Source organism: Pseudomonas cucumis (genome assembly GCF_030687935.1).
GTDB classification, from domain to species: domain Bacteria; phylum Pseudomonadota; class Gammaproteobacteria; order Pseudomonadales; family Pseudomonadaceae; genus Aquipseudomonas; species Aquipseudomonas cucumis.
Map to the genome: position 1 here is coordinate 5,476,575 of NZ_CP117454.1, position 26,834 is coordinate 5,503,408.

The window sequence follows — 26,834 nt, forward strand, 5'->3', positions numbered from 1 at the left end:
TCTATCGTCCCAGCAACCGCGCCAGGCCGACGCTCATCGGTGTCTGCTGCGGGTAGGTAAACCGCTCCAGCAACCGCCGGTTGTTCGCACGTGAATGGCGGATGTCACCGGAGCGCGCCGGGCCGTAGCTCACGGGCGGCAGCTTGCCGACCACCGCTTCAAGGGCTGCAAGCATTTGCTTGAGGGTCGTCGCCTGATTCCAGCCGACATTCACCGCGCCGACTTCGACCTGTGGTTTCTCGATGGCTTGCACCAACACATCCACCAGGTCCTCGACATAGACAAAATCCCGAGTCTGCTCGCCATCGCCGAACACGGTGATCGGCAAGCCTTTCTGCGCGCGCTCGCTGAAAATGCTGATCACCCCGGAATACGGCGAGGACGGATCCTGGCGCGGACCGAAGATGTTGAAGAAACGGAAAATCACCGGCTCCAGAGCATGCTGACGGCGATAGAAATCGAAGTAATGCTCGCTCGCCAGCTTATCCGCCGCGTACGGCGTCAATGGTGCCTTGGGCGTGTCTTCGTCGATCGATTCGCCTTCGCCATTGTTGCCATAGACCGCTGCGCTGGACGCGAACAACACCCGTTTGACGCCGGCCTGACGCATGGCTTCGCAGACATTCAGCGAGCCGATGAAATTGCTCTGATGGGTCTTCACCGGGTCATCCACCGAAGCCTGCACCGAAGCCACCGCAGCCAGATGAGCCACCGCGCTGCAACCGACCATCGCCTGCGCCACCAGTGCAGCATCGGCGACGTCGCCCACGATCAGTTCGACGAGGGGATTGTCCAGCGGCAGATTGCTGCGTTTGCCGGTGGAGAGGTCATCGAGAATCCGCACCGAATGCCCTTTGGTGAGCAAGGCGTCGGTCAGGTGCGAACCGATGAAACCGGCACCGCCGGTGATTAAAACAGGGCCGTCAGCCATGGCGATAAAACCTATCCAGTAAGCCCGGGAGTGCCGCGCGCCAGGCGCGGGGCTTGATCCCGAAAGTGTGCAGAATTTTCTTGCAGGCCAGCACCGCGTGTTGCGGTTCTTCGGCGGCGTCGGGCCGCGCGGCATGAGCCTGGGCGGTCGGCGCTTCGATAGCCAGCGGGTGTAAAGCGCGTGCTTCGGTAAGGATAGCCTGCCCCAACGCCAGCGGCGTGGTCGCCTCATGCCCGGCGTAGTGGTAAGTGCCCCACAGTGGCGCGGAGCAATCGAGTTGCTTGAGCACCGAAATGATCACCCGGGCGGCATCGTCCACCGGCGTCGGATTACCGCGACGGTCATCGGCCATCAGCAGTTCTTCAGCTTTCTCGGCCCGGCTCAGGAATCGCCCGAGGGTGCCCTCGGGGCTGTCATCGAGCAGCCAGCCAAAACGCAGCAGCACATGCTGCGGACAGGTGGCGCGCACGCTTTGCTCGATTCGCCACAAGGCCTGACCGCGCAAGCCCAGCGGTACCGGTTCGTCTTTTTCGCTGTAAGCAGTTGCCCGGGAGCCATCGAACACGCGATAACTCGACGGTTGCAGCAGCACAATGTTGTGATGCTGGCACAGCTCGGCCAGCCGTTCGACGGCTCGCTCCTGCCCGGCCAGACGCTGTTCGCTGACGGTCTCCGCCTGGAACCAGTCAAAATAGTAGGCGAGATTGATCAACGCATCCGGACGGGTATCGTCGAGCAGTTGCGTCAGGCTCGCGGCGTCCCAGCCGTCTTGTGGTGGGCGGGGGGCGAGGAAACCGATGTCTTCCTCCGCACCGAGGCGAATCAGCGCCTGCCCAAGGGCATTTCCGCCGCCCAGTAACATAAGGCGCATTCGCATAGAGTCAGCAGGCCCAGTCTGATTGGAACGATGGCTTTATCGACAGCGCCCGCAGGCGATGCCCTCAATAATTGCCGGAATCGTTGCATTTTGCGGGTTTAGTACGCAACCGTCATCCGTAAAGTGTAGTTCCCGGGGATTTGTGGTGCAGCGACGGGCCTCTTCGCGGGCACAGATCCTGAGCGGTACTTGCAACTTCCCGCCCCCACCCGCATAAATTACTCCATGAATCTGCCCATCCCCACGGACGCTGCTCTGGCAGGCTTTCACCCCGCCGTCAGCGCCTGGTTCAGCAATACCTTCGCGACGGCCACCGCCGCCCAGGCCCGGGCGTGGCCGTTGATCCGCCAGCGCCGCTCGACCCTGATCGCCGCGCCCACCGGCTCCGGCAAAACCCTCACCGCGTTTCTGGCCGTGCTCGACGATCTGGTCCATCGTGGCCTGGAGAGCCCGGACGGCCTGCCGGACGAAACCCTGGTGGTCTACGTTTCGCCGCTCAAGGCGCTGTCCAACGACATCCAGATCAACCTGCAAAACCCGCTGGCCGGCATCACCGAACAGTTGCGGGTGATGGGCCTGCCCGACGTGCCGATCAGCACCGCCGTGCGCACCGGCGATACGCCGCAAAAAGAGCGCTCGGCCATGCGCAAAACCGCGCCGCACATTCTGGTGACCACCCCGGAATCCCTTTACGTGTTACTCGGCTCCGACTCCGGCCGGCAAATGCTCGGCACCACCCACACGGTGATTGTCGACGAAATCCACGCCATTGCCGCCAGCAAACGTGGCAGTCATCTGGCCCTGAGCCTGGAGCGTTTACAGGCGCTTTGCGCGCAACCGTTGGTGCGTATCGGCCTTTCCGCCACGCAGAAACCCATCGAAGCGGTGTCGCGCTTTCTGGTCGGCCGTGATCGCGACTGCGACATCATCGACATCGGCCACGCCCGCCCACGGGATCTCGATATAGAGGTGCCGCCCGTGCCGTTGTCGGCGGTAATGGCCAACGACGTCTGGGAACTGGTCTATGACCGACTCGCCGCCCTCGCCCGTGAACACCGGACCACGCTGATTTTCGTCAACACCCGACGCTTGGCCGAACGCCTGAGTCGGCACTTGAGCGAACGCCTCGGCAAGGACGCGGTAGCGGCCCACCATGGCAGCCTGGCCAAGGAGTTTCGTCTCGATGCCGAACAACGGCTCAAGCGCGGCGAGCTGCAAGTGCTGATCGCCACCGCTTCGCTGGAGCTGGGGATCGATATCGGCGACGTCGACCTGGTGTGCCAGATCGCGTCACCGCGCTCGATTGCCGGGTTTCTGCAACGGGTCGGCCGCTCCGGGCACCAGGTCGGCGGCACGCCCAAGGGCCGGTTATTTGCCACCACCCGCGACGACCTGATCGAATGCGCCGCCCTGCTCGACTGCGTCCGCCGTGGCGAGCTCGACACGTTGCAGATCCCAGAAGCGCCGCTGGACGTGCTGGCCCAGCAGATCATCGCCGAGGTCAGCTGCCAGGAATGGCAGGAACAGGCGCTGCTGGAGATGCTGCGCAACGCCTCGCCTTACGCCACGCTCGACGAAAAGCACTATCAGGCACTGCTGCAAATGCTCGCCGAGGGCTACAACGGGCGCCTGGGTGTTCGCAGCGCTTACCTGCACCGGGACGCCGTAAGCCGCACCCTGCGCGGCCGTCGAGGCGCCAAGCTGACTGCCGTGACCAGCGGCGGGACAATTCCCGACAACGCCGACTACAGCGTTTTGCTGGAGCCTCAAGGGCTGAACATCGGCAGCGTCAACGAAGATTTCGCGGTGGAAAGCATCGCCGGAGATATCTTTCAGTTGGGCAATACGTCGTATCGAATCCTGCGGGTCGAAACCGGCAAGGTGCGGGTCGAGGACGCACAGGGCCAACCACCGACCATTCCGTTCTGGCTCGGCGAAGCACCGGGTCGCAGCGATGAACTGTCGTTCGCCGTGGCCCGCCTGCAAGCGCAACTCGATGAGCGGCTCGGCGCCACGCCCGGCAACTTGCAACCGGCCGTCGACTGGCTGACCGACACCCTCGGCCTGAACCTCGCCAGCGCCGAGCAATTAGTCGATTACCTGGCCCGGGCACGCCAGACCCTCGGCGCCTTGCCATCGCAAGACACGCTGCTGATGGAGCGGTTTTTCGATGAGTCCGGCGGTACGCAGTTGATCATCCACTCGCCGTTCGGCAGCCGCATTAACCGCGCCTGGGGCCTGGCCCTGCGCAAGCGCTTCTGCCGCACCTTCAACTTCGAATTACAGGCCGCCGCCAGCGAGGACGCCATCGTGCTGTCGCTGTCCACCGGCCACAGCTTCGAGCTGGAGGATGTCTGGCTTTATCTGCACAGCAACAGCGCCGAGCACACTCTGATTCAAGCAGTGCTCGAGGCGCCGCTGTTCGGTGTGCGTTGGCGCTGGAACGCAGGGGTCGCTTTGGCGCTGCCGCGCTACAGCGGCGGACGCAAAGTACCGCCGCAGATCCAGCGGATGAAGAGCGAAGACCTGATCGCCAGCGTGTTTCCCGATCAAATCGCCTGTGTGGAAAACCTCGCCGGCGAGCGCGAGATTCCCGACCATCCGCTGGTGGAACAAACCCTTGATGATTGCCTGCACGAAGCCATGGACAGCGAAGGCTGGCTGGCGTTGTTGCGGCGCATGGAACAGGGCGACATCCGTCTGATCAGCCGTGATCTGCCAGCGCCTTCGCCACTGGCGGCGGAGATTCTCAGCGCCCGCCCCTACACCTTTCTCGACGATGCGCCACTGGAAGAGCGTCGCACTCAGGCAGTGCTCAACCGTCGCTGGAGCGATCCGCAGTCCACCGATGATCTCGGCGCGCTGGACGCTGAGGCGATTGCCGCCGTGCGTGACGAAGCCTGGCCAACGCCCACCGGCATTGATGAAATGCATGAAGCGCTGATGAGCCTCGCGTGCATTACCGAGGCCGAAGCCCAGGCCAACCCGAATTGGCTCGAGTGGCTGAACACCTTGGCCGACAGTGGCCGCGCCAGCCGTTTGCAGATCAACACCGAGCAATCGCTGTGGTTAGCGCTGGAACGACTGACCTGCCTGCGGGCGATTTATCCACAGGCCAAATTAATCCCTCCGTTGGAGGCATTGCCCGGTTTCGATGAAACCTGGGAGCCGGACGAAGCGGTGCTGGAAGTGATCCGCGCGCGGCTCAGCGCGTTTGGTCCGTTGCCGCTAAAGGTGATTGCCGAGCCGCTTGGATTACCGGCGACTCAAGTCACTCAGGCTTTGGCGCAACTGGAGCGCGAAGGTTATGTACTGCGTGGGCAATTCACCCCAGGCGCCCCTGACGAAGAATGGTGCGAACGGCATCTGCTGGCGCGGATTCATCGCTACACGGTCAAACGACTGCGACGGGAAATCGAGCCGGTGGCTCTGCAGGATTTCATGCGTTTTCTGTTCGACTGGCAGCACCTGTCCGCCGCGAGCCAAGGCCAGGGCAACGCAGTGTTGCCGGCGATCATCAGCCAGTTCGAAGGCTACCCCGTCGCCGCTTCGGCGTGGGACAGCGATATTCTGCCGGCGCGGCTCAAAGACTATTCAGCGAGTTGGCTGGATGAGTTATGCCGCAGCGGCAAACTGGTCTGGACCCGCCTGACCGCGCGCAACAAGAGCGCCGGCACGGCATTGCGCAGCACGCCGATTCTGCTGCTGCCGCGCAGTCAGGTCGGGTTGTGGAGCAGCTTGACCGAACAAACGCCGGTCAGCGAGCTGTCACCCAAAACGCAAAAAGTCCATGAAGCGCTCAGCCAGCACGGCGCACTGTTTTTCGATGAGCTGATTCATGAAGCCCATCTGCTGCGCTCGGAACTGGAAATCGCCTTGCAGGAACTGGTCGGTGCCGGGTTGGTAAACGCCGACAGTTTCGCCGGCCTGCGGGCGCTGATTACCCCGGCCAGCAAACGCCAGAATCGCAGCAGCCGACGCGGGCGTGGAGCGTTTGTCGGCGGCATGGACGATGCCGGACGCTGGGCCTTGTTACGCCGTGGTGCTGCCGCCCCGGTTGTGGATAAGCAACGTCCCGCGCCTACGCCCAGCGAAACCCTGGAACACATCGCCATGACCTTGCTACGCCGTTACGGCGTGGTGTTCTGGCGCTTGCTGGAACGTGAGGCGGACTGGCTGCCGAGTTGGCGGGAATTGCTGCGCACGTTCCATCGGCTCGAGGCTCGGGGCGAGATTCGGGGCGGGCGGTTTGTCAGTGGCTTGGCCGGTGAACAATTTGCGCTGCCCGAGGCGATTCCGTTGCTGCGCGAAGTTCGGCGGCGCCCACACGATGGAAGTCTGATCGCGGTGTGTGGGGTGGATCCGCTGAACCTCGCCGGCACCCTGTTGCCAGGCGCGAAAGTGCCGGCGCTGGCGAGCAATCGACTGGTGTATCGCGACGGCATACCGGCCGCCGCCGAGATCGCCGGCAAGCAGCAGTTCTGGCTGGAGCTGGATCAGCAGGCCAGTGCCGAATTACACAACAAACTCACCCGACACTGATCATTCCCACGCTCTGCGTGGGAATGCAGCCCGGGACGCTCTGCGTCCCAAAGAGGACGCGGAGCGTCCAGTGAGGCATTCCCACGCGGAGCGTGGGAACGATCAATTAGAGGGTGTTATTGGGGTCGCGGTTGATCCGGCAACAACACCGGCGATTCCTCCAGCGCCGGTCCGTCATTTTCTCCCTCGTCCACATGCCTTTTGGGAATCAAAACCTGCTGTGGATAAGTCTGCGCGAAATGCACCCATGGGCTGTTATCCACAAGCTTTTTCAAACGCTGATTGAACGCCCGGCTTACCGCATATTGCCCACCCGACACGGTACGAAACTGCGCCGTCAACACCACGCCGTTAAGGTCCATTTTGTCGACACCGAACACATCCAGCGGCCCTTGCAGGTTGTACTTGAGAAACGCATCGTCGCGAATCGAATCCCCAGCCTCGCGGATCAATTCTATAGCCTTGTCGACATCGGTGTCGTAGGTGAACTGCACCGAGAAAAACGCGAACGCAAACTGCCGCGATTGATTGGTCACGGCCTTGATCTGGCCGAACGGCACCGAGTGTACAAAGCCCTTGCCGTCGCGCAGGCGCAGGGTGCGAATGGTCAGGCCTTCGACAGTGCCGGCGTGGCCAGAATCGAGCACCACCCAATCGCCGATCGACAAAGTGTCTTCGATGATGATGAACAACCCGGTGATCACGTCCTGCACCAGTTGCTGGGAACCGAAACCAATCGCCAGACCGACCACCCCGGCACCGGCCAGTAGCGGCGCGACGTTGATCCCCAGATTGGCCATGGTGGTGATCGCGCAAATCACCACCAGGATGATTTTGATCGCGTTGCGCAGCAGCGGCAGGATGGTTTTCACCCGCGTGCTCGGCTGGCGCGCCGAGCGTTTGCTGACTGGCGGTTTCAAGGCTTCCTGAATCGCGGTGTCGAGCACCACCCAGAGCAACCACGTCACCAGAAAGATCATGCCGATACTGCTTAACGAATTACTGATCGCTCGGCCCACGGCGTTGCGTTCAGCAAACTCGAACAGCGACACGCCCCAGATTCGTCCGAGGATTTCGATGAACGCCACGGCCATGACGATGCGCAGCAAGGCATGAAGCAAACTGAGAAAACGCTCCTTGTAAGCACTGCTGCGCTGGATCGCCTCGGCCCGGCGCGACTTGAACAAGTGCTGGAAAATCGTGCTGAGAAACACCATGGCGATCAGCAACACGGTGGTGAATAACGCACAGCGCAGGGCCTTTTGATTGTCCTCGCCGACGCCGATCAGGTTGATCGCCGACACCAGCACCATCAGCAGGATCGGCCAGTACCAGAGCCCGGAAAAGATTCGCAGGGACTCCTGCAACGAGGGCTGTTTGAGGCGTTGGGTCAATGGGCGGTTACGGATCAGATGCGCCACCGGACGACGCAGGCGAATCACCAGCAAACCGAAGATGATCGAGGCGAACAGGCCCGTGAAGACCGCGATGCTGCTGGTGATGTTGCCGCCCAATTGCCGGGCGATCTGCGGGCTGGTCAAGGCATCGCTCAGCGCCGCAAGAAAGCCAATCATGAACAGCGGTTTGGGGCAATAGTCACGGATAATCCGTACCGCTGGGCGCTTATGACCGGTGTTGAACATGACGATCACGCAGAGCAGCATCGAGGTCGAGAAAATGCCGCTGCTGGTGGCGTAGGCGAAACACAGCGCCAGGGCGCGACCGACCGAAGCTTGCAGGAAATGGCTGACGTAGAGGGTCAGCGGCAGACAGATCACGGCGGGCAAGGTGAAAGGCATCAAATACTTGAGCAGGTCCTGGCTGCGCTGGCGTGTTCGTAGCCAGCGCCCCTGATTCAAATGCCTGGCCAGAATTGCGCCAAGCACCGTGAGCAAGGCAAACGTACCAAGCCACACACCGGACAACAAAAGGAAATCAGCAGCCACGCCCCAGGAAGAGCGGGACGATGGCTGATTCACCAGTTTGTCCACTTCGTCCGCCGCCCGATCGGCGCGCAGACGCCAGGCATCCACCAGATTTTGGTTGAGGTCGAGTTTGTCCTGAACGTCGTCGATGCTGGAGCTGATGGCCCCGAGCAGGCCGCCCTGGACCAGCGGCTCAGCCTTGGCCGGCTCTTCGGCGGCAACGGGAACGCCTGGCAACGTGGCGGCTTGCAGTTCGTTGCTGCCCACAAACAGCAACGCCCCAAGTAGTATCGCGGTCTTGAACTTGAACAAAACGCGGAGCTCCTTCACAAGGGTCTGTAAGGAACTGATTGGCAAATGGCGGCCAAGTTCGGTTTTGGCCGCAAGATAGCCCGCCGATGCAGTTCACTGTGGCGAGGGAGTTCACCCGCTCGATATTTGACCTACGCGCAAATATCAAATGCCCATCCCTGTATTTTTCCGCACGACCCAAACCCCGACACTGCGCTCCATCAATCAATCCCCACCGGAGTTGCAGCCATGCCCATTGCCTTGCTCGCGCTGACCCTCAGCGCTTTTGCCATCGGGACGACGGAATTCGTCATCGTTGGCCTGTTGCCCACCATTGGCGCCGACCTCAGTGTCAGCCTGCCGTCCGCCGGTTTGCTTGTCAGCCTGTATGCACTCGGCGTGGCCATCGGTGCGCCGGTGCTGACCGCCCTTACCGGCAAAGTCCCACGCAAATTGCTGTTGTTGTCGCTGATGGTGCTGTTCACCCTCGGCAACTTGTTGGCCTGGAAAGCGCCGAGTTACGAGTCACTGATCATTGCGCGGATCGTCACGGGCCTGGCCCACGGGGTGTTTTTCTCGATTGGCTCAATCATCGCCACCAGCCTGGTGCCAAAGGAAAAAGCCGCCAGCGCGATTGCCATCATGTTCACCGGCCTGACCGTAGCGCTGGTCACCGGCGTGCCGTTGGGGACGTTTATCGGTCAGCATTTCGGCTGGCGTGAAACCTTCCTCGCGGTATCTGCATTGGGTGTGATCGCCTTCATCGGTAGCCTGCTCTACGTGCCGAAAAACATCGCCCACAGCAAACCGGCTTCGCTGATGCAGCAATTGCAGGTGCTCAAGCAACCGCGCCTGCTGTTGGTGTATGCCATGACGGCGGTCGGTTACGGCGGTTCGTTCATTGCCTTTACCTTTCTGGCGCCGATTCTTCAGGACATTTCCGGCTTCAGCGCCAGCACCGTCGGCCTGGTGCTGCTGGTCTATGGCATCTCGGTAGCCGTCGGCAACATCTGGGGCGGTAAACTGGCGGACAAGCGGGGTCCGATCAGCGCCTTGAAAATCATCTTCGCCCTGCTCGCCGCCGTGCTGTTCGTGCTGACTTTCACCGCCGGCAATCCATGGCTGGCCCTGGCCACCGTGCTGGTTTGGGGGGCTGTGGCTTTCGGCAACGTGCCGGGCCTGCAGGTGTATGTGGTGCGTCAGGCCGAACATCACACCCCGAATGCAGTGGACGTGGCTTCGGGCCTGAACATTGCGGCATTCAACCTCGGCATTGCCGGGGGGGCGTGGGGCGGTGGTTTGATCGTGGCGCACATGGGCCTGATCCATACTGCGTGGATCGGCGGCCTGGTGGTCTTGGTCGCACTGGCACTGACCGCCTGGAGTGGGCGTCTTGATCGGTTGGGTCCGGTGTATGCCGAACCGGCTGAGGGTTCTGCCCGTATCGTCATAAGTCATTAATAAATAAAAAGATCGCAGCCTTCGGCAGCTCCTACATGAGCATATGAATACCTGTGGGAGCGAGGCTTGCCCGCGAAGCTCTTCGCTTTACCGTCCGTACCCCCATCGAAACTTTCTCGCACGCCCGGCAGTCATCAAAAGACAGAGGCTGTCCGAGGGCTACATTAGACGGGAGGCGACATGGCGGCGATTCATATCGGTATTTCAGGCTGGCGCTACACGCCATGGCGGGGGGAGTTCTACCCGAAGGGGCTGACCCAGAAGCGCGAACTGCAATTCGCTTCACGGGCAGTGAACAGCATCGAAATCAATGGATCGTTCTACGCCCTGCAACGGCCCGAACGTTATGCCCAGTGGTACGCCGAAACCCCGGCGGGCTTCGTGTTCAGCGTCAAGGCGCCGCGTTTTATCACCCACATCAAGCGCTTGCGGGACATTCATAAGCCGCTGGCGAATTTCTTTGCTTCCGGGGTGCTGGAACTCAAGGAGAAACTCGGCCCGGTCCTCTGGCAGTTTCCACCCACCTTTAAATTCGACCCGGAACTGTTTGAAAGCTTTCTAGAACAATTACCCCACGACACGGAACAGGCCGCCGCCCTCGCCCGCCAGCATGAGCCGCGCCTGAATGGTCACGCCAGCATGAAGGCCTACGGCAAAAAACCACTGCGCCATGCCGTGGAAATTCGCCACGAAAGCTTTGTCGATCCCGCCTTTGTCCGCCTGCTCAAACGCTACAACACCGCGCTGGTCATCGCTGACACCGCCGGTAAATGGCCGTATCGCGAAGACCTCACCAGCGATTTCGTCTACCTGCGCCTGCACGGCGCCGAAGAACTCTACGCGAGCGGTTACACCCCACAAGCGCTGCAACGCTGGGGCGACCGGATCGAGGCCTGGTATCACGGCCAGCAGCCGGTAGACCCGCAACTGATCGCTCCCCGACAAAAGCCAAAAGTGCGCAAATCCCGGGAAGTGTTCTGCTATTTCGATAACGACATCAAAGTCCGGGCGCCCTTCGATGCCCGCCGCTTGCTTGAGCGTTTGCATCTGGACAAAGACCTTGTCACCGCCCCCGGTGAGCCAGTTGCCGAAGGAGTGCTGCCATGAGCGTTCCCGAACCGGTCGGCACAACGGATGAACAGCAACCCATCATCAGTGCCGTGAGCCGTTTTACCGTGCTGACGGTCAACACGCACAAGGGTTTCACCGCGCTGAACCGGCGCTTCATCCTGCCCGAATTGCGCGAAGCGGTACGCAGTGTGTCCGCCGATGTGGTGTTTTTGCAGGAAGTCCATGGCACCCACGAACATCATCCACAGCGCTACCTCAATTGGCCGGCAATGCCCCAGTACGAATTCCTCGCCGATACCTTGTGGCCGCAATTCGCCTATGGGCGCAACGCGGTCTACCCGGCGGGCGATCATGGCAATGCGTTGTTGTCGAAATTCCAGATCATTCGCCACGACAACCTCGACGTGTCCATCAGCGGCCATGAAAACCGTGGAATCCTGCATTGCGTGCTGCGCATGCCGGGCGACGGCCGGGAAGTGCATGCCATTTGCGTCCATCTGGGGTTGCGCGAAAGTCACCGCACGGCACAACTCAAGCTGCTGACTCAGCGTCTGGAAGAGTTACCACAGGATGCCCCGGTAGTGGTCGCTGGCGACTTCAATGACTGGCGTCTGCGCGCCGAAGCACTGCTCCAGCCTTGCGGTTTGCGTGAAGTCTTCGCGCAACTGCATGGCAAACCGGCGCGCAGTTTCCCGGCGCGTTGGCCGGCGTTGCGCCTGGACCGCATCTACGTGCGCAACCTCAAGGCCAGCCATCCGCAAGTACTGGCGGCACGGCCCTGGTCACACCTTTCCGACCACGCACCGCTGTCGGTGGAGATCGAGCTATGAACATCCCATCGATGGAAAAAACCACGGTCGAGCAGGTTTCCCCTCCTCCGCCCGTGCGCGAGCCTGCGGTGACTGGCGTCGAATACGGCTGGCACGGAAACAACCGGGTCCAATTGCTGGAAAACGGCGAGGAGTACTTTCCACGAGTGTTTGAAGTGCTGCGCCAGGCCCAAAGTGAAATCCTCCTGGAAACCTTCATTGTGTTCGAGGACAAGGTCGGCAATGAGCTGCAAAAAATCCTGATTGAAGCGGCTCAACGGGGTGTGCGCATCACCGTCAACCTCGACGGTTTTGGCTGTGGCGAATTGAGTACGGAGTTCCTCGCCGCCCTGAGTAATGCAGGTGTGCGCCTGCAAATATTCGACCCCGCCCCGCGTCACTTTGGCATTCGCACCAACTGGTTCCGCCGCCTGCACCGCAAGATTGTGGTGGTCGACGGCACGATTGCGTTCCTCGGCGGAATCAACTTTTCCGCCGACCATTTGGCCGACTTCGGCCCCGAGGCCAAACAGGATTATTCGGTTGAAGTGCAAGGCCCGGCGGTGGCCGATATTCATCATTTCGCCTTGCTGCAAAGCGGTCGCCCGGCCCGGGCCAAGTACTGGTGGCAACGCCGCAGACAGCGGCGCGCGGAATTGGCGGTCAGCGATCATGATGGCCAGGTACGGCTGGTGTATCGCGACAATGCCGAACACCCGAGCGATATTGAAGAGGTGTACTTGCAGGTCGTGCGCGGTGCGCGGCATCGCGTGGTGATCGCCAACGCCTACTTCTTTCCAGGCTATCGGTTGCTGCGGGAGATCCGCAACGCGGCGCGCCGAGGGGTCGAGGTACGCCTGATTCTTCAGGGGCAGCCGGATTTGCGGGTGGCCAGACTCGCCGCGCGCATGACCTACGATTACCTGCTGCGGGCCGGGGTAGTGATTTACGAATATTGCGAGCGCCCCCTGCATGGCAAAGTCGCCCTCGTCGACGAGGACTGGAGCACCGTCGGCTCGAGCAACCTCGACCCGCTGAGCCTGTCCCTGAACCTGGAGGCCAATGTGTTGATCCGCGACCGCGCCTTCAACCGCGACCTGTTCGAGCGTCTCGACGAATTGAGCAGCAACCACTGCAAGGTCATGTCGGCGGACAAGGCGCCTCGCGGGCGGATCTGGCACATGACCATCGGTTTTCTGGTGTTTCACGTCCTGCGGCATTTCCCGGCATGGGCCGGTTGGCTGCCGGCGCATAAACCGCGCCTCAAACCCTTCATCCATCCGACCGGGAGCGATAAGGCATGAGTCATTCTGATGCGCAGCCTGCCCCTCACTCCGATACACCGAGAAAATCCCACTGGCAGCGCTGGAAAAAGCCTTTGACGATGCTGTTTTTTCTGGCGCTGATCGTACTGTTCACGATGCTCGCCCAACGCATCGAATGGGGCGAAGTGTTCGATACCCTGGCCGACTTCAAAGTGCGCACACTGATCATCGCGTCCGGACTGACGTTGATGAGTTTTCTGGTGTACGCCTGTTTCGACCTGATCGGCCGCACCTACATTCGGCAGGACCTGACCTGGCGGCAGATCCTCCCGGTGGGCATCATCAGCTATGCCTTCAACCTTAACCTGAGCGCTTGGGTCGGCGGGGTCGCCATGCGTTATCGGTTGTATTCGCGGCTCGGCGTGAGCAAAAGCAACATCGCGAAAATCCTCGGGCTGAGCCTGGCAACCAACTGGTTCGGCTACATGGTGATTGCCGGCACCGTGTTCAGCAGCGGACTGGTGCGAATGCCCCCAGGCTGGAAACTGAGCAGCGGTGCCCTGCAAGGCGTGGGCGTGTTATTGCTGCTATTGAGCGCGGGGTATCTGGCAGCCTGTCGGTTTTCCAGGCGACGGCAATGGTCGATTCGCGGCGTGGAAATCAATCTGCCGTCGCTGCACATGGCGGTCCTGCAACTGGCCCTCGGCGCGCTGAACTGGTCGCTGATGGCGGCGGTGATCTTCACCCTGCTGCCGAGCAAGCTGGACTATCCGCTGGTGCTGGGCGTGTTGCTGATCAGCGCCTTTGCCGGAGTTATTACCCACATTCCGGCCGGGCTCGGCGTGCTGGAAGCGGTGTTCGTGGCGTTGCTGCAACACGAGGCCTCACGAGGAGGTCTGGTGGCGGGGTTGCTCGCTTATCGGGCGATCTATTTCCTTCTGCCGCTGCTGATTACGGTGGTGATGTATCTGGTGGTGGAGGCCAAGGCCAAGTCGTTGCGGATTTCGAAAAAACCTCAGAATTAAGAAGCAGAATCAAAAGATCGCAGCCTTCGGCAGCTCCTACGGGCATTCACATGTCCATGTAGGAGCTGCCGAAGGCTGCGATCTTTTTACGATGACTGAATAATACTCAACCGCTCGCCCACCACCATCTCCGTGATCCAGCCCACCAGGATCGAGGTGTACGCCTGTTGCGAAACCGGATCGCTCAAGGCGTGATCGGCACCATCGATGATCCGGTGAGTCAGCGAGTGGGTCTGCTGACACGCCGCGCGGTAACTCATGATGGTCGCGTGGGGCACATAGGCATCGGTCTCGGACTCCACCAGCAACACATCCCCGGTAAATTGCGAACAGGCATGCAGTGCTCGATTGCTGTCGGCGCTGACCCGCGTGCTGCGGTAATCGCGCAAATCGAGCTTATCCAGCTCACGCTTGGGCGTGTGCCAAAAGTCGTCGCGATACAACGCCGGCACCCGCAACGCCAACCAACGCACCGGGCGCAACGACGTCAGGATCGATGCCAGATAACCGCCATAACTGGTGCCGACCACCGCGATCGCCGAAGTGTCGAGCGCCGGATGGGCGAGCAAGCGGTCGTAGGCCGCCAGCAGGTCACGCAGGTTGTCTTCGCGGGTCACCCGGGATAGCGGAATACCGGTGCCACCGGTGTGGCCGCGCAAGTCGAATGTCAGGCACACGCAACCCAAACCGGCGATGCCTTTGGCGCGCTCCAGGTCGCGCTCCTGACTACCACCCCAGCCATGAACGAAAAGCACACCCGGGACTTTCGATTTGGGGCTGAGGAAGGTTCCGCTCATCTGTTCATCGTCGATGTCGATCTGAATGGTTTCGCTTCTAGCCGTCATAGGATTTGACCGTTACGTACTTGAGAAGAAAGTCACTGTGTTCCGCTGGCCCGCGATAGACCTCAATGGCGTTGGCCGGCAGCGGTCGGTCGGTATAGGTTTCGACCGACGACACGCGAATCGCGCGCAAGCCGGGGTTGTTGACGAAGTTCTGCAGTGCCGCGACTTCAGCACTGCTGGCACCGCCCAGGCGCCAGGATTGTTCGAGCACGCCGCTACGTTGTTTGCCATCGCAATCCAGCCCCTGGGCGATGTCATAGTTGCGCCGCGAGGCGTAGAAACCGGGATAGGCTTCATCGGCCGCGCTGTCGAATACCTGCGCCTGCTGGATCGCCAGCCGCACATCGTCCGGTAGTTCCAGCGCCAGCAGGTCCTCGTAATAACCCTGCACCACCAACAAATTGGACCCGCCATAAACCTGCTCGCCCTGACCGTCTTCGGTCAAGTATTGATCACCGCAATAACTCAGCACTTTGTCGCCGATAAAACTCTGACCGACGCTATGGGTGACCACCTCGGTCAAGTCTTGTTCCAGCACCACGCCTTCGGTGAACAATGTTTTGGCATCGGGGCGAGCGAGGATGGCGTCGAACTGGTCGAGGCTTTTGATCACTTCCTGACCGCGTCCGGCGCAGGCATGGATAGGTTTCATGCGGATCGGACCGCTGTAGAGCAGATGCTCCGCCGCCGGGCGAGCATCCTCCAGGGAGAACACGCTGAGGCCGTCGAGCACGACGCTGCGCACCCGCTCGGAGAACAACGACGACCAGCCTTCGGGCGCGAACGCATAGCGGTTCAACAACCCATGGCTGATGGCTTTGGTGCAGATGAAATCGTGGTCGACGTAACCACCCCACAAATCCTCCGGCCCTTTGACGCCCAGCTGCCGGGCGACAGCCACACCCACCAGTGTTTGGGTCGGCAACAGATAAACGTCACGACTCCTGTGCAATTCGGGGTTGTAACTGCCACCGTATTCGAGCCCGGCGACCTGCGCCAGCCAACGGGCCAGCGCGCGATTGGTGTCGACTTCGTGCAGCGGGGCATCAGGCCGCACCGAATGGGCGAGTACCAGTTTGTTGCGGTTTGTTGGGGTCATGCGTTCCCCTTCAATCTGCGTTTGATAAATGTAGCTCAAGGAGGTGCAGAGATCAGGCCAATGGCGGCTTGAAAGAAACGGTCTTCAAATCAGCCAGTTGCGAAATGCGTGGTAACACAAGGCCTGTTTTATTCTGCACGACGCCTTTCAATACTCCCGGCATTTTGCACGACTCAAACCTGTCGCCTCGCTCCCACATTTTTTGATCTGATGTGATCTGGCTACCGAGACACAGCTGCGTTTGGCGTTACCCCAAACCGCGCCCGGTAATCACTCGGCGCCAGCCCGGTAATCTTTTTGAACGTGGCCCGAAACGCACTCGGGTCCTGGTAACCCACGGTCCAGGCAATGTGATCAATGGTGCCGTTGGTGAACTCGAGCATTTCCCGCGCCTTGCCGACCCGCAGGTGCTGGCAGTACTCGGTGGGTTTCAACCCGGTTGCCGCACGGAATCGTCGCAGGAAGGTGCGTTCTTCCAGCCCTGCCCGCTCGGCCATCGCCGCCAATGAGACATCGGTCGCCCCGGTGCTTTGCAGCCAATGCTGGACCTTGAGAATCGATGCATCGCCATGGCTGAGAATCGGTGAAAAATTACTGCCGCACTCGCTCGCGCTGTCGCTGTGTTCCACCACCAGAAACCGCGCTGTGCCGGTCGCAATGCTCGGCCCGAGCAAGCGGTTCACCAACCGCAATCCCAGCTCTGACCAGGCCATTAACCCGGCAGTAGTGATCAGGTCACCATCGTCGACAATGGGCGTGTCAGCCTTGAGCTTGATCGCCGGGAAACGCTCGGCGAAAGCCTTGGCCGAGGTCCAGTGGGTGGTGGCGCTACGACCATCGAGCAGACCGCTTTCGGCCAACAGAATAGAACCCACGCAGACCCCACCGAGGGTCGCACCGTTGGCATGTTGCTGACGAAGCCAGTGAGTCAGCCCTTGGGGCGCCTGCCCCTCGGAAAAACCTCCGATCGAGGGCGGGATCAACACGGCGACCAATGCGCCGGCCGGGCCAGGATGAGTGTCATAGGCCCGCTCGGGCGCTTGATCGCCCTCGACCTGCCAGTGACTGACCCGCAGCAATGGTAGCTGCGCCGCCTGATGCTCGGCGGCGATCCGGTTGGCCACACCGAACAGGTCCGTCAGCCCATGCACCGCCGCCATCTGCGCACCGGGATAAATCAGCACTCCCAGTTCGGCGACTGCCCTTTCTACACCCATTGTCAGTTTTCCCCCTGCTATTGTCGGTGCGGCCAATCCTCGAACCGCCCGCTAAACCCAATACTTGATTCCACACCCAACACACACTTCGAGGAAACACCCATGGCCAAGCAAGCACTCATCGTAGTCGATATCCAAAACGACTACTTCCCCCAGGGCAAGTGGCCGCTGGTGGGCGCAGACGCAGCAGCGGACAACGCCGCACGGTTGATTCAGGCGTTTCGCGAGGCCGGTGATCCGGTGGTGCATATCCGCCATGAATTCACCTCAGACGCCGCACCGTTCTTCATACCGGGCTCCGACGGCGCGAAGTTGCACTCCAAAGTCCTCAACCGCGCCGACGAACCGGTGGTGCTCAAGCATTTCGTCAACGCGTTCCGCGAGACCGAACTGGAAGCCATCATCGACCAGCAAGGCATCGAGCACCTGGTGATTGTCGGGAGCATGAGCCACATGTGCATCGATGGCATTACCCGCGCCGCGGCCGACCTGGGTTACACCGTTACCGTCGTCCACGATGCCTGCGCCACCCGTGACCTGGAATTCAACGGTGTCACCATCCCGGCCGCCCACGTTCACGCCGCCTTCATGTCAGCCCTGGGTTTTGCTTATGCAAGCGTGATCTCCACCGATGACTTCCTCGCTGGCTAGATGAGGAACCTGTGGGAGCGGGCTGGCCCGCGAAAGCGGTGTATCAGGCAACATCAATGTTGACTGTGCCGCCGCCTTCGCGAGCAAGCCCGCTTGTGTCTTGCGCCTGTGCAACAGTCGAAAAAAATCTCACGCGTGAGCTATTGAGGTCCGCAAAAATTGCCTGTAGTGTTTCTCACGCGTGAGATTTTTCACAACGGGGTCAGCATCATGAAAAGCAGCTCTCCATCAGATCCGCCTGCCGGGTCTGCTACCGATTCAGCGAGCCGCAAGGGAGAGCGCTCGAAACCCTCCGCGAAAAAACCATCCAGCTTTTACATGAAGCAGATGCGCGCGGGCCTGGGTGCCGCCGGGTATGTGAAACACGAGACTTGGGTGCTTCCCGAAAACCGAAGCCTGCTCAAGCAGATGGAGAAACAGCTACGCCAACCGATTCTGGCTGGCTCATTCATGTCGGAGAATTACATGAGCGCAGGTAATAACTGGAACATCGATCGCCTCTACAGCGCCCTTCAGGCCCTCGACGAAGTGGTTTCGAACGACATCACCCTCTCCCTCGTTCAAGGTTCCGAGTCCAGCATCAAGCTGGAAATGAACGATTTTGGTGGCTTGCCGATTTACATCGCCGTGGTTGGTGATCAGGTCATCGTGGACACCGTTCTGGTCGATGTCGAGTCCATCAACGACGTACCGGCATTCAATGATGCCGTTCTGCGCAGCCGGGAAATGTTCCCGCTGTCCTCGATCGGTATCGAGTCCATGCCCAACGGGCAGGTCGTTTACAACATGTTCGGCGCGTTGAGCTCCGACTCCAGCCTGACCAACGTCGTGACCGAGGTCAAAACCCTCGTCGACAACGTCCAGCGCGCCAGCGAAGCCTTTGAACGTTTCTTCATCTAATTTTTCGGGAACAGGAAATATCCAATGACTCAGTCCATCTGGAGCAAATTGTTCACCGCGCTGCGTGGCGGTGCCAACGAAGTCGGCGAATCGATCGTCGACCAACAGGCCCTGCGCATCCTCGACCAGGAAATTCGTGATGCTGACAGCGCGCTGGCCAACGCCAAGCGTGAGCTGGTCACCATCATGGCCAAGCACAAACTGTCGGCTGACCGCGTCAGCGAGTACAACGCCAAGATCAAGGACCTGGAATCCAAAGCCCTGGCCGCGATCCAGGCCAACCGCGAAGACCTGGCACTGGAAGTGGCCGAAGCTATTTCGACCCTGACCAATGAACTGGATGTCGAGCAAAAGCAGGCCACCGAATTCGGCGGTTACGCGGACAACATGCGTAAAGACATCACCAAGGCCGAAAACCGCATCAAAAGCCTGCGTCAGCAAGTGGACATGGCCAAGGCGCGTGAAAGCGTACAGAAAGCCCAGGTCAGCGCTTCGATCGCCAGTGGCGGCGCCAACGGCAAACTGGAAACCGCCGTCGGTACTCTGAACCGCTTGCAAGCCAAGCAGCAGCAACGCGCCGCGGAACTGGAAGCCCAGGACCAACTGGCCGATGCGTCGACCGGCACCGACCTGGAGCGCAAGCTGCGCGAAGCCGGCATCACGCCGAACGAAGGCAGCGCCAATGCGATTCTGGAACGCCTGAAGAAAAAATCGGCTGAGTAATCGACTCAAGTGCCGGATGCATAACCTGTGGGAGCGAGCCTGCTCGCGAAGAGGGAGTGTCAGTCAACATCAATGTTGCCTGACAAAACGCTTCGCGAGCAGGCTCGCTCCCACAATGGATTGCGTTTCAATTTTCGTCGAGTCGAGTTGAGTCGAGGTCACGGATGGATGCCCTGAAGGGTTTCAAGACAATCGCAGGCGTGGCTGGCTTCATGGTTGCGCTGCAACTGCTCAATGTGGCGACCGGCTACAGTCTCATTGCCTTCGGCCTGGTGCCGAGGACACTGCAGGGACTGGTCGGCATCATCACCTCGCCTTTCTTGCACGGGTCCTTTGCGCACCTGAGCACCAACCTGATTGCCTTTTTGATCCTCGGTACCCTGGTCATTGCCGAAGGGCTCAGCCGGTTCGTGGTCGTCAGCGCCATCATTATTCTGCTGGGCGGTACGCTGGTCTGGCTGTTCGGTTTCGCAGGCGTACACATCGGTGCCAGCGGATGGGTATTCGGGCTGTGGGCGTACCTCCTGTCGCGCGCCTGGTTCCAGAGGAGCTGGAGCAACCTGATCACGGCCAGTGTCGTGGTTCTGCTCTATGGCGGCCTGATCTTTGGCTTCTTTCCCCGCCAGGGCATGTCCTTCGAAGGGCATATTTTTGGTGCGATCGCCGGATTTATTGCAGCCAAGGTACTGTTATCTACGCCGCGCAGCAGGTTTAATGCCGCCCGGTAACCGCATTTGAGCACTCAGACGCCAGAGCGATTACGTCGCCAGGAATAAGCCCCCCACGGAGTCAGGGATGTAATGTCGATTTTCCTTTTATTGCGCACGTACGCCTCGTCCTTCTTCCATCGGTTCGGCTGGGCAGGCCTGGCCATTGCGTTAGGCATACACCTGAGCACGGCCTATATCGGCTTGGTGCTTCTAGGCGAACAACACCTCACCGCCCCCGCCACGTTTACCTACTTCTATCTCACCACCACACTCACCGTCGGCTATGGCGATCTCGCGCCCCAGACATCGGCGGGACGAATTTTCGTGGCTACCTGGGTCATGCTCGGGGGCATTGCGCTGCTGACCGCAGCCATCGGCAAAACCACCAGCAGTGTCATCGATGTATGGAGAAAAGGCATGAAGGGCAAAGGCGATTTCACCGGCAAGGTCGGCCATACGGTTCTCATCGGCTGGGAAGGCGCGTCCAGCGAGCGGGTGATTGAATTATTGCTGCAGGACGAAACGTCCAATGACAACCTGATCGTCATTTGCGATTGCGACCTCGAAGAAAATCCCATGCCGGGCAAAGCGGACTTTATCAAAGGCGAAAGCCTGTCCTCTGCCGCGCTTTTGCTACGCGCCGGCGTTCCCGGTGCAGAACGCGTTCTGGTGCGAACCCATTCAGACGATCTGACCCTCGCCACCGTGCTGGCGATCAATCAACTGAGCCCTGTCGGGCATGTGGTCGCCCACTTCAATGAAAGTGAAATCGCCGCGCTCGCCAGCGCCTACGCGCCTAGCCTGGAATGCACCTCGAGCATGGCCATCGAGATGTTGGTGCGTGCCTCTCAGGATCCGGGCTCATCAGTGGTCATCAATGAATTGCTGTGCGTGGGTCAAGGCGCCACCCAGTACCTGATGAAACTACCCGAGACTTTTGAAGCAACGTTCGGCGATCTGTATGCACAGATGAAAGAGCGCCACAACGCGACCCTTATCGGCTATCGCGCCAAAGGCGCCCGACAGCCTTCGATCAACCCGCCCGGCGCCACCCGCGTTGAGGGCGGCGAACTCTTCTACATCGCCTCCACTCGCCTCAAGGAAATCACCAATGGGATGGTTTAAACAGTTGATGGGGCTTGAGGCCCCGAAAGCGAATACGGAATCGAAATGGACAGCCAACGAAACCCTGCCCGTCACCGGTCCGCTGGGCCTGGCATTGGGCAAAGGGGTGATGTTCGACACCAGCCTGAAATTGTTGCTCGACGGCAACACCACCGTGGTCATCCCTGGCTCCCAACAGATCTGGAGCGCTGGCACTGTTGATCTCGGGCAGTCGACCTGGCTGTCACGCTATTACATGAACGACGAAGACCACTGGCTGCAAGTGCACACCACCGGCGACATCGCCGGGCAAGTCGAGTCGGTGATCCTGTTCAATTACCTCAGCTATATCACCATCAACAGTGAGTCGGAGTTGCGTCGACTGGCCGGTCCTGAAAGCTTGATCGGCCTGCCGACTTACAACCACAACGGTGTCGAATACACCCGCGAATGGGGCACCGAGAGCGGCCAGACAGAACTGGTGGCGTTGAGCGAACACCTGAAAAACCCGGATGAGTCTTACAGCATCGAGCACCGTTCGATGCTGTACGCCCGCGAGACCGGCCTGACCGATCGCCGGGAATTCCTGCTGTTTTCCGTCGAGGAAGACGCCGAAGGCACTATCAGCTTGAGCACTTCGCTGGGCATTTCTCTGTACACCACTGACCTGAACACTTTTTAAAAAGGAAGAAGTCCATGCTTGAAGCGCTCTCCATCTCCCTGAACAAAGCCGCCGTGCTCGGGTTTGTGTTGTACATCCTCGGCGCCGCCGTATTGTTCGCGCTGTTCCAGTTCATCTACACCCGAATCACCCCACACAAAGAATTCGAACTGATCCGTTCGGGCAACGTTGCGGCCGCGATCGCGCTGGGTGGCGCCATCATCGGTTTCGCCATTCCGGCCAGCAATGTGATTGCCTTCTCGATCAGCATTCTGGATTTCGTCGTCTGGGCCGTGATCGCCGCTTTCGTACAACTGCTGGCGTTCCTGGTGACCAGCCTGGTGCTGAAAGGCGCCTCTGAACGGATCAAAAAAGGCGAAATCGCTGCGGGTATCTATGTCGCGGCAGTGGCCATCAGCGTCGGCATGTTGAACGCCGCGTGCATGACTCCTTCCCAGTACTGATTACGCCACGGAGATTGCAATGAAACGAAGCAAGTACGTTCAGCTCTCGCTGGCAGCGTCGGTCGCCATGGCGATATCAGGCTGCGGGCAGGCGGAAAAAACCTACCCGGTGCAGAAGAAGTACAACTTCCAGTCTGTTCAGCAGTGTGCCGATGAAAAACTCCCGGTAGACGTCTGCTCTGACGCCTACATGACCGCCATGGCTGAGCATCGTCGTATCGCGCCGGTGTACGACAACCAGGCCGATTGCGATGCCGACTTTGTCGCCGACTGGTGCCAGCAGGATTCCGCCGGCAAATTCATCCCCAAGCTGGGCGGCTTCGAGCTGACCGCCGATGGCGAGGTGACGCAATCCCAGGTGGACGCGGCCAAGGCTCAATTGCCCGCCTCGGAAGCGAACAGTGGAGGCTCCGGATTCTCCGGCACCAGCCTGCTGACCGGGCTGCTGATCGGCAACATGCTGAGCAGCAACCGCAACAGCTACTTCTCCCAGCCGGTCTACCGCTACCGCGATGATCGCGGAAACTACGCCTCTTCAACGCTCAGCCAACGGATTTCGAAAGGCTCGACCTTTACCAAGTCCAATCAGGCAAGGTACGGCAGCAGCTACACCGACTCAATCCGCTCCTCTGCCAGCAAGCCGATGTCCGTGGACTCGTCCACCTCCCGTGGCGGCTTCGGCAGCAAAGCCAGTGCCCGCAGCGGTTGGGGCGGCTCGAGCAGCACTGGCCGATCGAGCAGTTAAGGAACGAGCACCATGAAGAAGATTCTCTGCGCAGAGCGTCATGACTGGAAACAGACAGCCGAAAGTCTTGGGTTTCTGTTCCATACCATCGACGACGAACCCTATTGGGACGAGAGCGCGTATTACCAGTTCACGCTCAAACAGATCGAGAACGATCTCGAAGACCCGACCACCGAGATTCATGAGATGTGCATGGACCTGGTGGCCCGCGTGGTTCAGAGCGAGGAGTTGCTGGAGCGCCTGAGCATTCCTGCGCCATTCTTCGACATGGTTCGCACTTCATGGCTCGAAGGCCACCCGCACCTGTATGGACGCATGGATTTCTCCTACAACGGCAGCGGGCCGGCCAAGTTGCTGGAACTCAACTACGACACGCCGACCAGCCTGTATGAGGCCGCGGCGTTTCAGTGGGGCTGGCTGGAGCAATGTATCGAGCGCGGCTTGCTGCCCAAGCATGCCGACCAGTTCAACAGCATCGACACCAAGCTGCACCAGGCCTTTGCCCAACTGCAGCTCAAACAGCCCTTCTATTTCGCTTCGATGAAAGACTCGGTCGAAGACAAAGGCACCACCGACTATCTGCGCTTGATCGCGGAAAAGGTCGGCATCGAATCACGGCACATCGATATCGAGGACATCGGTCTCACCAGTGATGGACGTTTCGTCGACCTCGAAGATCGCTGGATCCCTCACCTGTTCAAGCTGCATGCCTGGGAGTTCATCTTCCACGAACCCTTTGGGGCAGCGATTGCTCAGAGCGATACACAGTTTTTCGAACCAGCCTGGAAATCGATCATTTCCAACAAGGGCATCCTGCCGCTGCTGTGGGAGTTCAACAAAGGTCACCCGAACCTGCTCGCCGCGCACCTGGATACCGACCCGGGCAAAGCGGTGCCCAAAGGCTGGGTGCGCAAGCCGTTCTTCTCCCGGGAAGGCGCCAACATCGAGCTGCAAACCGCTGACGGTCTGATCGTGAAAGAGGACGGCCCCTACACCGACGCACCTTTTATCCTTCAGGAGTTCGCCCCACTGCCGAAGTTTGGCGACAGCTTTACGCTGGTTGGCTCTTGGGTGATCGGTGATCAGGCAGCCGGTATTGGCGTGCGGGAAGACAACAGTTTGATCACCAAGGATTCGAGCCGTTTCTTGCCGCACCTGATACTCGATTGATCCATCCATCGCCGGTGTGGACATAAGTACGATGCCCGCAAGACTTACGGCTGAAATACCGGATAATGGCGGCCAAATCGTCTAGCCCGTTATTCTGGTAATCCCCCATGGAAATCAAGGTCAACTTTCTCGACAACCTTCGGCTTGAAGCCAAGTTCGATGACTTCACGGTGGTGGCCGATCAACCTATCCGCTACAAGGGCGATGGCTCGGCACCAGGTCCATTCGACTACTTCCTGGCTTCGTCGGCGTTGTGTGCAGCTTATTTCGTGAAGTTGTACTGCGACACTCGCAGTATTCCCACCGATAACATCCGCCTGTCGCAGAACAACATTGTTGATCCGGAAAACCGCTACAACCAGATTTTCAAGATTCAGGTCGAGTTGCCGGCGGACATCTCCGACAAGGACCGCCAGGGCATCCTGCGCTCCATCGACCGTTGCACCGTGAAAAAAGTGGTGCAAGCCGGGCCTGAGTTTGTGATCGAAGAAGTCGAAAACCTCGACGCCGATGCCCAGGCGCTGCTAATGCCTGCGTCCAGTTCAGAGGCGAGCACTTATATCGTGGGCAAGGATCTGCCGCTGGAGCAAACCATCGCCAATATGTCAGCCATTCTGGCGGACCTGGGCATGAAGATTGAAATCGCCTCGTGGCGCAATATCGTGCCCAATGTGTGGTCGCTGCATATTCGCGATGCGCACTCGCCGATGTGCTTTACCAACGGCAAGGGTGCGACCAAGGAAGGCGCGTTGGCGTCTGCGTTGGGCGAGTTTATCGAGCGACTCAACTGCAACTTCTTCTACAACGACCAGTTCTGGGGCGAAGACATCGCCAACGCAGCGTTTGTACATTACCCGGACGAACGCTGGTTCAAGCCTGGCCGAAAAGATGAGCTGCCAACTGAAATTCTCGACGAGTACTGCCTGAAGATTTACAACCGCGACGGCGAGTTGCGTGGCTCCCATCTGATCGATACCAACTCGGGCAATGAAGAGCGCGGCATCTGCTCGCTGCCGTACGTGCGCCAGTCGGATGGCGAGGTGGTGTATTTCCCGTCCAACCTGATTGAAAACCTGTTCCTGAGCAACGGCATGAGTGCCGGTAACACGCTGGCCGAAGCACAGGTGCAGTGCCTGTCGGAGATCTTCGAGCGCGCGGTAAAACGCGAAATCATCGAAGGTGAATTTGCATTGCCGGATGTGCCGGCCGATGTACTGGCGAAGTACCCCGGGATACTGGCCGGTATTCAGGCCCTGGAAGAGCAAGGGTTCCCCGTGCTGGTGAAGGATGCATCCCTGGGCGGTGAATTCCCGGTGATGTGTGTCACGTTGATGAACCCGCGTACCGGCGGTGTGTTCGCCTCGTTCGGCGCGCACCCGAGCCTGGAAGTGGCGCTGGAACGCAGCCTGACCGAATTGCTGCAGGGCCGCAGCTTCGAAGGCCTCAACGACTTGCCCCAGCCGACTTTTGAAGGGCATGCGGTGACCGAGCCGAATAACTTCGTCGAGCACTTTATCGACTCCAGCGGCGTGGTGTCGTGGCGCTTCTTCAGTGCCAAATCGGATTACGAATTCGTGGAGTGGGACTTCTCCGGCCAGGGTGAAAACTCGAATGCCGAGGAAGCCGCGACCTTGTTCGGCATTCTCGAAGGCATGGGCAAAGAAGTGTACATGGCGGTCTACGAGCACATCGGTGCAACGGCCTGCCGCATCCTGGTGCCAGACTATTCGGAAATTTATCCAGTAGACGATCTGATCTGGGATAACACCAACAAAGCGCTGTTTTTCCGCGCCGATATCCTGAACCTGCATCGCCTGGACGAAGACGAACTGCAAGCGCTGGTTGAGCGTCTGGTGGAAAGTGAGCTGGACGACTACACCGACATCCCCACCTTGATCGGCATCGAATTTGACGACAATACGGCTTGGGGTCAGTTGACGATCCTGGAGTTGAAGCTGCTGATTTATCTCGCCTTGCAGCGATTTGAAGAGGCGAAAGAGGCGGTGGAAATGTTCCTGCAGTACAACGACAACACGGTTGAGCGTGGCTTGTTCTACCAGGCCGTCAACGTGGTGCTGGAGATGAAGCTGGACGAAGACCTGGAGCTGGAAGACTACGAGGCCAATTTCCGCCGGATGTTTGGCAACGAGCGAACGGATGCAGCGATCGGATCGGTGGACGGCAGCGTGCGTTTCCATGGCTTGACGCCGACCAGCATGGAACTGGAGGGGCTCGACAGGCACCTGCGGTTGATCGATAGCTACAAGAAACTGCACATGGCGCGGGCCAACGTGACTAACTTATCCCGTTAACAGCGCCAACAAAAAAGCGAAGCCAGATCACTGGCT

22 protein-coding genes are annotated in these 26,834 nt (G+C 59.8%); 16 read left to right on the forward strand and 6 right to left on the reverse strand.

What is annotated here, in order from left to right; all coding sequences use genetic code 11:
• Window position 1 precedes the first annotated feature (1 nt).
• Together PSH97_RS24865 and PSH97_RS24870 are read right to left on the reverse strand one after the other, a co-directional pair.
• Complete coding sequence (locus PSH97_RS24865; RefSeq protein ID WP_305447083.1) at window positions 2-931, reverse strand: NAD-dependent epimerase/dehydratase family protein; 930 nt, start codon at window positions 929-931, stop codon at window positions 2-4.
• Window positions 924-1,808, reverse strand: coding sequence for a sugar nucleotide-binding protein (locus tag PSH97_RS24870; RefSeq protein ID WP_305447084.1), 885 nt, complete (start codon window positions 1,806-1,808; stop codon window positions 924-926). The genes PSH97_RS24865 and PSH97_RS24870 overlap by 8 nt, the downstream gene beginning before the upstream one ends.
• Before the next feature lie 225 nt (window positions 1,809-2,033).
• Here PSH97_RS24870 and PSH97_RS24875 point away from each other — a divergent pair, with 225 nt between their 5' ends.
• The gene (locus PSH97_RS24875) at window positions 2,034-6,350 is read left to right on the forward strand and encodes an Lhr family helicase (protein WP_305447085.1); all 4,317 of its coding nucleotides are present in this window, start codon (window positions 2,034-2,036) and stop codon (window positions 6,348-6,350) included.
• Between the two features lie 116 nt (window positions 6,351-6,466).
• Here the strand turns inward: PSH97_RS24875 and PSH97_RS24880 are convergent, their stop codons facing one another.
• Window positions 6,467-8,587, reverse strand: a complete 2,121-nt coding sequence (locus PSH97_RS24880; protein WP_305447086.1) for a mechanosensitive ion channel domain-containing protein — start codon at window positions 8,585-8,587, stop codon at window positions 6,467-6,469.
• 228 nt (window positions 8,588-8,815) lie between these two features.
• Here PSH97_RS24880 and PSH97_RS24885 point away from each other — a divergent pair, with 228 nt between their 5' ends.
• The 5 genes from PSH97_RS24885 (at window position 8,816) to PSH97_RS24905 (ending at window position 14,197) form a co-directional block, all read left to right on the forward strand.
• Window positions 8,816-10,027, forward strand: coding sequence for an MFS transporter (locus PSH97_RS24885; protein ID WP_305447087.1), 1,212 nt, complete (start codon window positions 8,816-8,818; stop codon window positions 10,025-10,027).
• Window positions 10,028-10,207: 180 nt separating this feature from the next.
• Window positions 10,208-11,134, forward strand: coding sequence for a DUF72 domain-containing protein (locus tag PSH97_RS24890; protein WP_305447088.1), 927 nt, complete (start codon window positions 10,208-10,210; stop codon window positions 11,132-11,134).
• Window positions 11,131-11,928, forward strand: a complete 798-nt coding sequence (locus tag PSH97_RS24895; protein WP_305447089.1) for an endonuclease/exonuclease/phosphatase family protein — start codon at window positions 11,131-11,133, stop codon at window positions 11,926-11,928. The genes PSH97_RS24890 and PSH97_RS24895 overlap by 4 nt, the downstream gene beginning before the upstream one ends.
• On the forward strand, window positions 11,925-13,211 hold the full coding sequence (clsB, locus tag PSH97_RS24900) for a cardiolipin synthase ClsB (RefSeq protein WP_305447090.1): 1,287 nt from the start codon (window positions 11,925-11,927) through the stop codon (window positions 13,209-13,211). Before PSH97_RS24895 ends, clsB begins: the two co-directional genes overlap by 4 nt.
• Window positions 13,208-14,197 (forward strand): lysylphosphatidylglycerol synthase domain-containing protein, encoded by a 990-nt coding sequence (locus PSH97_RS24905; protein ID WP_305447091.1) that lies wholly within the window; start codon window positions 13,208-13,210, stop codon window positions 14,195-14,197. The genes clsB and PSH97_RS24905 overlap by 4 nt, the downstream gene beginning before the upstream one ends.
• Before the next feature lie 86 nt (window positions 14,198-14,283).
• Here the strand turns inward: PSH97_RS24905 and PSH97_RS24910 are convergent, their stop codons facing one another.
• The 3 genes from PSH97_RS24910 to PSH97_RS24920 form a co-directional block, all read right to left on the reverse strand.
• Window positions 14,284-15,042 (reverse strand): alpha/beta hydrolase family protein, encoded by a 759-nt coding sequence (locus tag PSH97_RS24910; protein ID WP_305447092.1) that lies wholly within the window; start codon window positions 15,040-15,042, stop codon window positions 14,284-14,286.
• Entirely contained in the window at window positions 15,032-16,141 is a 1,110-nt protein-coding gene (locus PSH97_RS24915; protein WP_305447093.1) for a DUF3182 family protein, read from the reverse strand. Before PSH97_RS24915 ends, PSH97_RS24910 begins: the two co-directional genes overlap by 11 nt.
• 221 nt (window positions 16,142-16,362) lie before the next feature.
• Window positions 16,363-17,358 carry a GlxA family transcriptional regulator gene (locus PSH97_RS24920; RefSeq protein ID WP_305447094.1) on the reverse strand — a complete coding sequence of 332 codons (996 nt, stop codon included), beginning with the start codon at window positions 17,356-17,358 and terminating at the stop codon, window positions 16,363-16,365.
• A gap of 102 nt (window positions 17,359-17,460) precedes the next feature.
• On the opposite strand from PSH97_RS24920, the gene PSH97_RS24925 reads away from it, so the two are divergent.
• The 10 genes from PSH97_RS24925 to PSH97_RS24970 all read left to right on the forward strand — a co-directional run bounded on the left by PSH97_RS24925 (window position 17,461) and on the right by PSH97_RS24970 (window position 26,798).
• Window positions 17,461-18,009, forward strand: a complete 549-nt coding sequence (locus PSH97_RS24925) for a cysteine hydrolase family protein (protein ID WP_305447095.1) — start codon at window positions 17,461-17,463, stop codon at window positions 18,007-18,009.
• Between the two features lie 318 nt (window positions 18,010-18,327).
• Window positions 18,328-18,909: a YjfI family protein gene (locus PSH97_RS24930; RefSeq protein WP_030131197.1), complete on the forward strand. Its 582-nt coding sequence runs from the start codon at window positions 18,328-18,330 to the stop codon at window positions 18,907-18,909.
• 24 nt (window positions 18,910-18,933) lie between these two features.
• Complete coding sequence (locus tag PSH97_RS24935; RefSeq protein WP_007896817.1) at window positions 18,934-19,632, forward strand: PspA/IM30 family protein; 699 nt, start codon at window positions 18,934-18,936, stop codon at window positions 19,630-19,632.
• Window positions 19,633-19,796: 164 nt separating this feature from the next.
• Window positions 19,797-20,360: a rhomboid family intramembrane serine protease gene (locus tag PSH97_RS24940; RefSeq protein WP_305447096.1), complete on the forward strand. Its 564-nt coding sequence runs from the start codon at window positions 19,797-19,799 to the stop codon at window positions 20,358-20,360.
• A 72-nt stretch (window positions 20,361-20,432) separates the two neighbouring features.
• The gene (locus tag PSH97_RS24945) at window positions 20,433-21,467 is read left to right on the forward strand and encodes an ion channel (RefSeq protein ID WP_305447097.1); all 1,035 of its coding nucleotides are present in this window, start codon (window positions 20,433-20,435) and stop codon (window positions 21,465-21,467) included.
• Complete coding sequence (locus PSH97_RS24950; RefSeq protein WP_305447098.1) at window positions 21,454-22,128, forward strand: DUF2491 family protein; 675 nt, start codon at window positions 21,454-21,456, stop codon at window positions 22,126-22,128. Before PSH97_RS24945 ends, PSH97_RS24950 begins: the two co-directional genes overlap by 14 nt.
• A 14-nt stretch (window positions 22,129-22,142) precedes the next feature.
• The gene (locus PSH97_RS24955; protein WP_305447099.1) at window positions 22,143-22,571 is read left to right on the forward strand and encodes a DUF350 domain-containing protein; all 429 of its coding nucleotides are present in this window, start codon (window positions 22,143-22,145) and stop codon (window positions 22,569-22,571) included.
• Between the two features lie 19 nt (window positions 22,572-22,590).
• Window positions 22,591-23,316: a DUF1190 domain-containing protein gene (locus PSH97_RS24960; RefSeq protein ID WP_305447100.1), complete on the forward strand. Its 726-nt coding sequence runs from the start codon at window positions 22,591-22,593 to the stop codon at window positions 23,314-23,316.
• Between the two features lie 12 nt (window positions 23,317-23,328).
• On the forward strand, window positions 23,329-24,486 hold the full coding sequence (locus tag PSH97_RS24965) for a glutathionylspermidine synthase family protein (RefSeq protein WP_305447101.1): 1,158 nt from the start codon (window positions 23,329-23,331) through the stop codon (window positions 24,484-24,486).
• A 107-nt stretch (window positions 24,487-24,593) separates the two neighbouring features.
• The gene (locus PSH97_RS24970; protein ID WP_305447102.1) at window positions 24,594-26,798 is read left to right on the forward strand and encodes an OsmC domain/YcaO domain-containing protein; all 2,205 of its coding nucleotides are present in this window, start codon (window positions 24,594-24,596) and stop codon (window positions 26,796-26,798) included.
• Window positions 26,799-26,834: the final 36 nt, after the last annotated feature.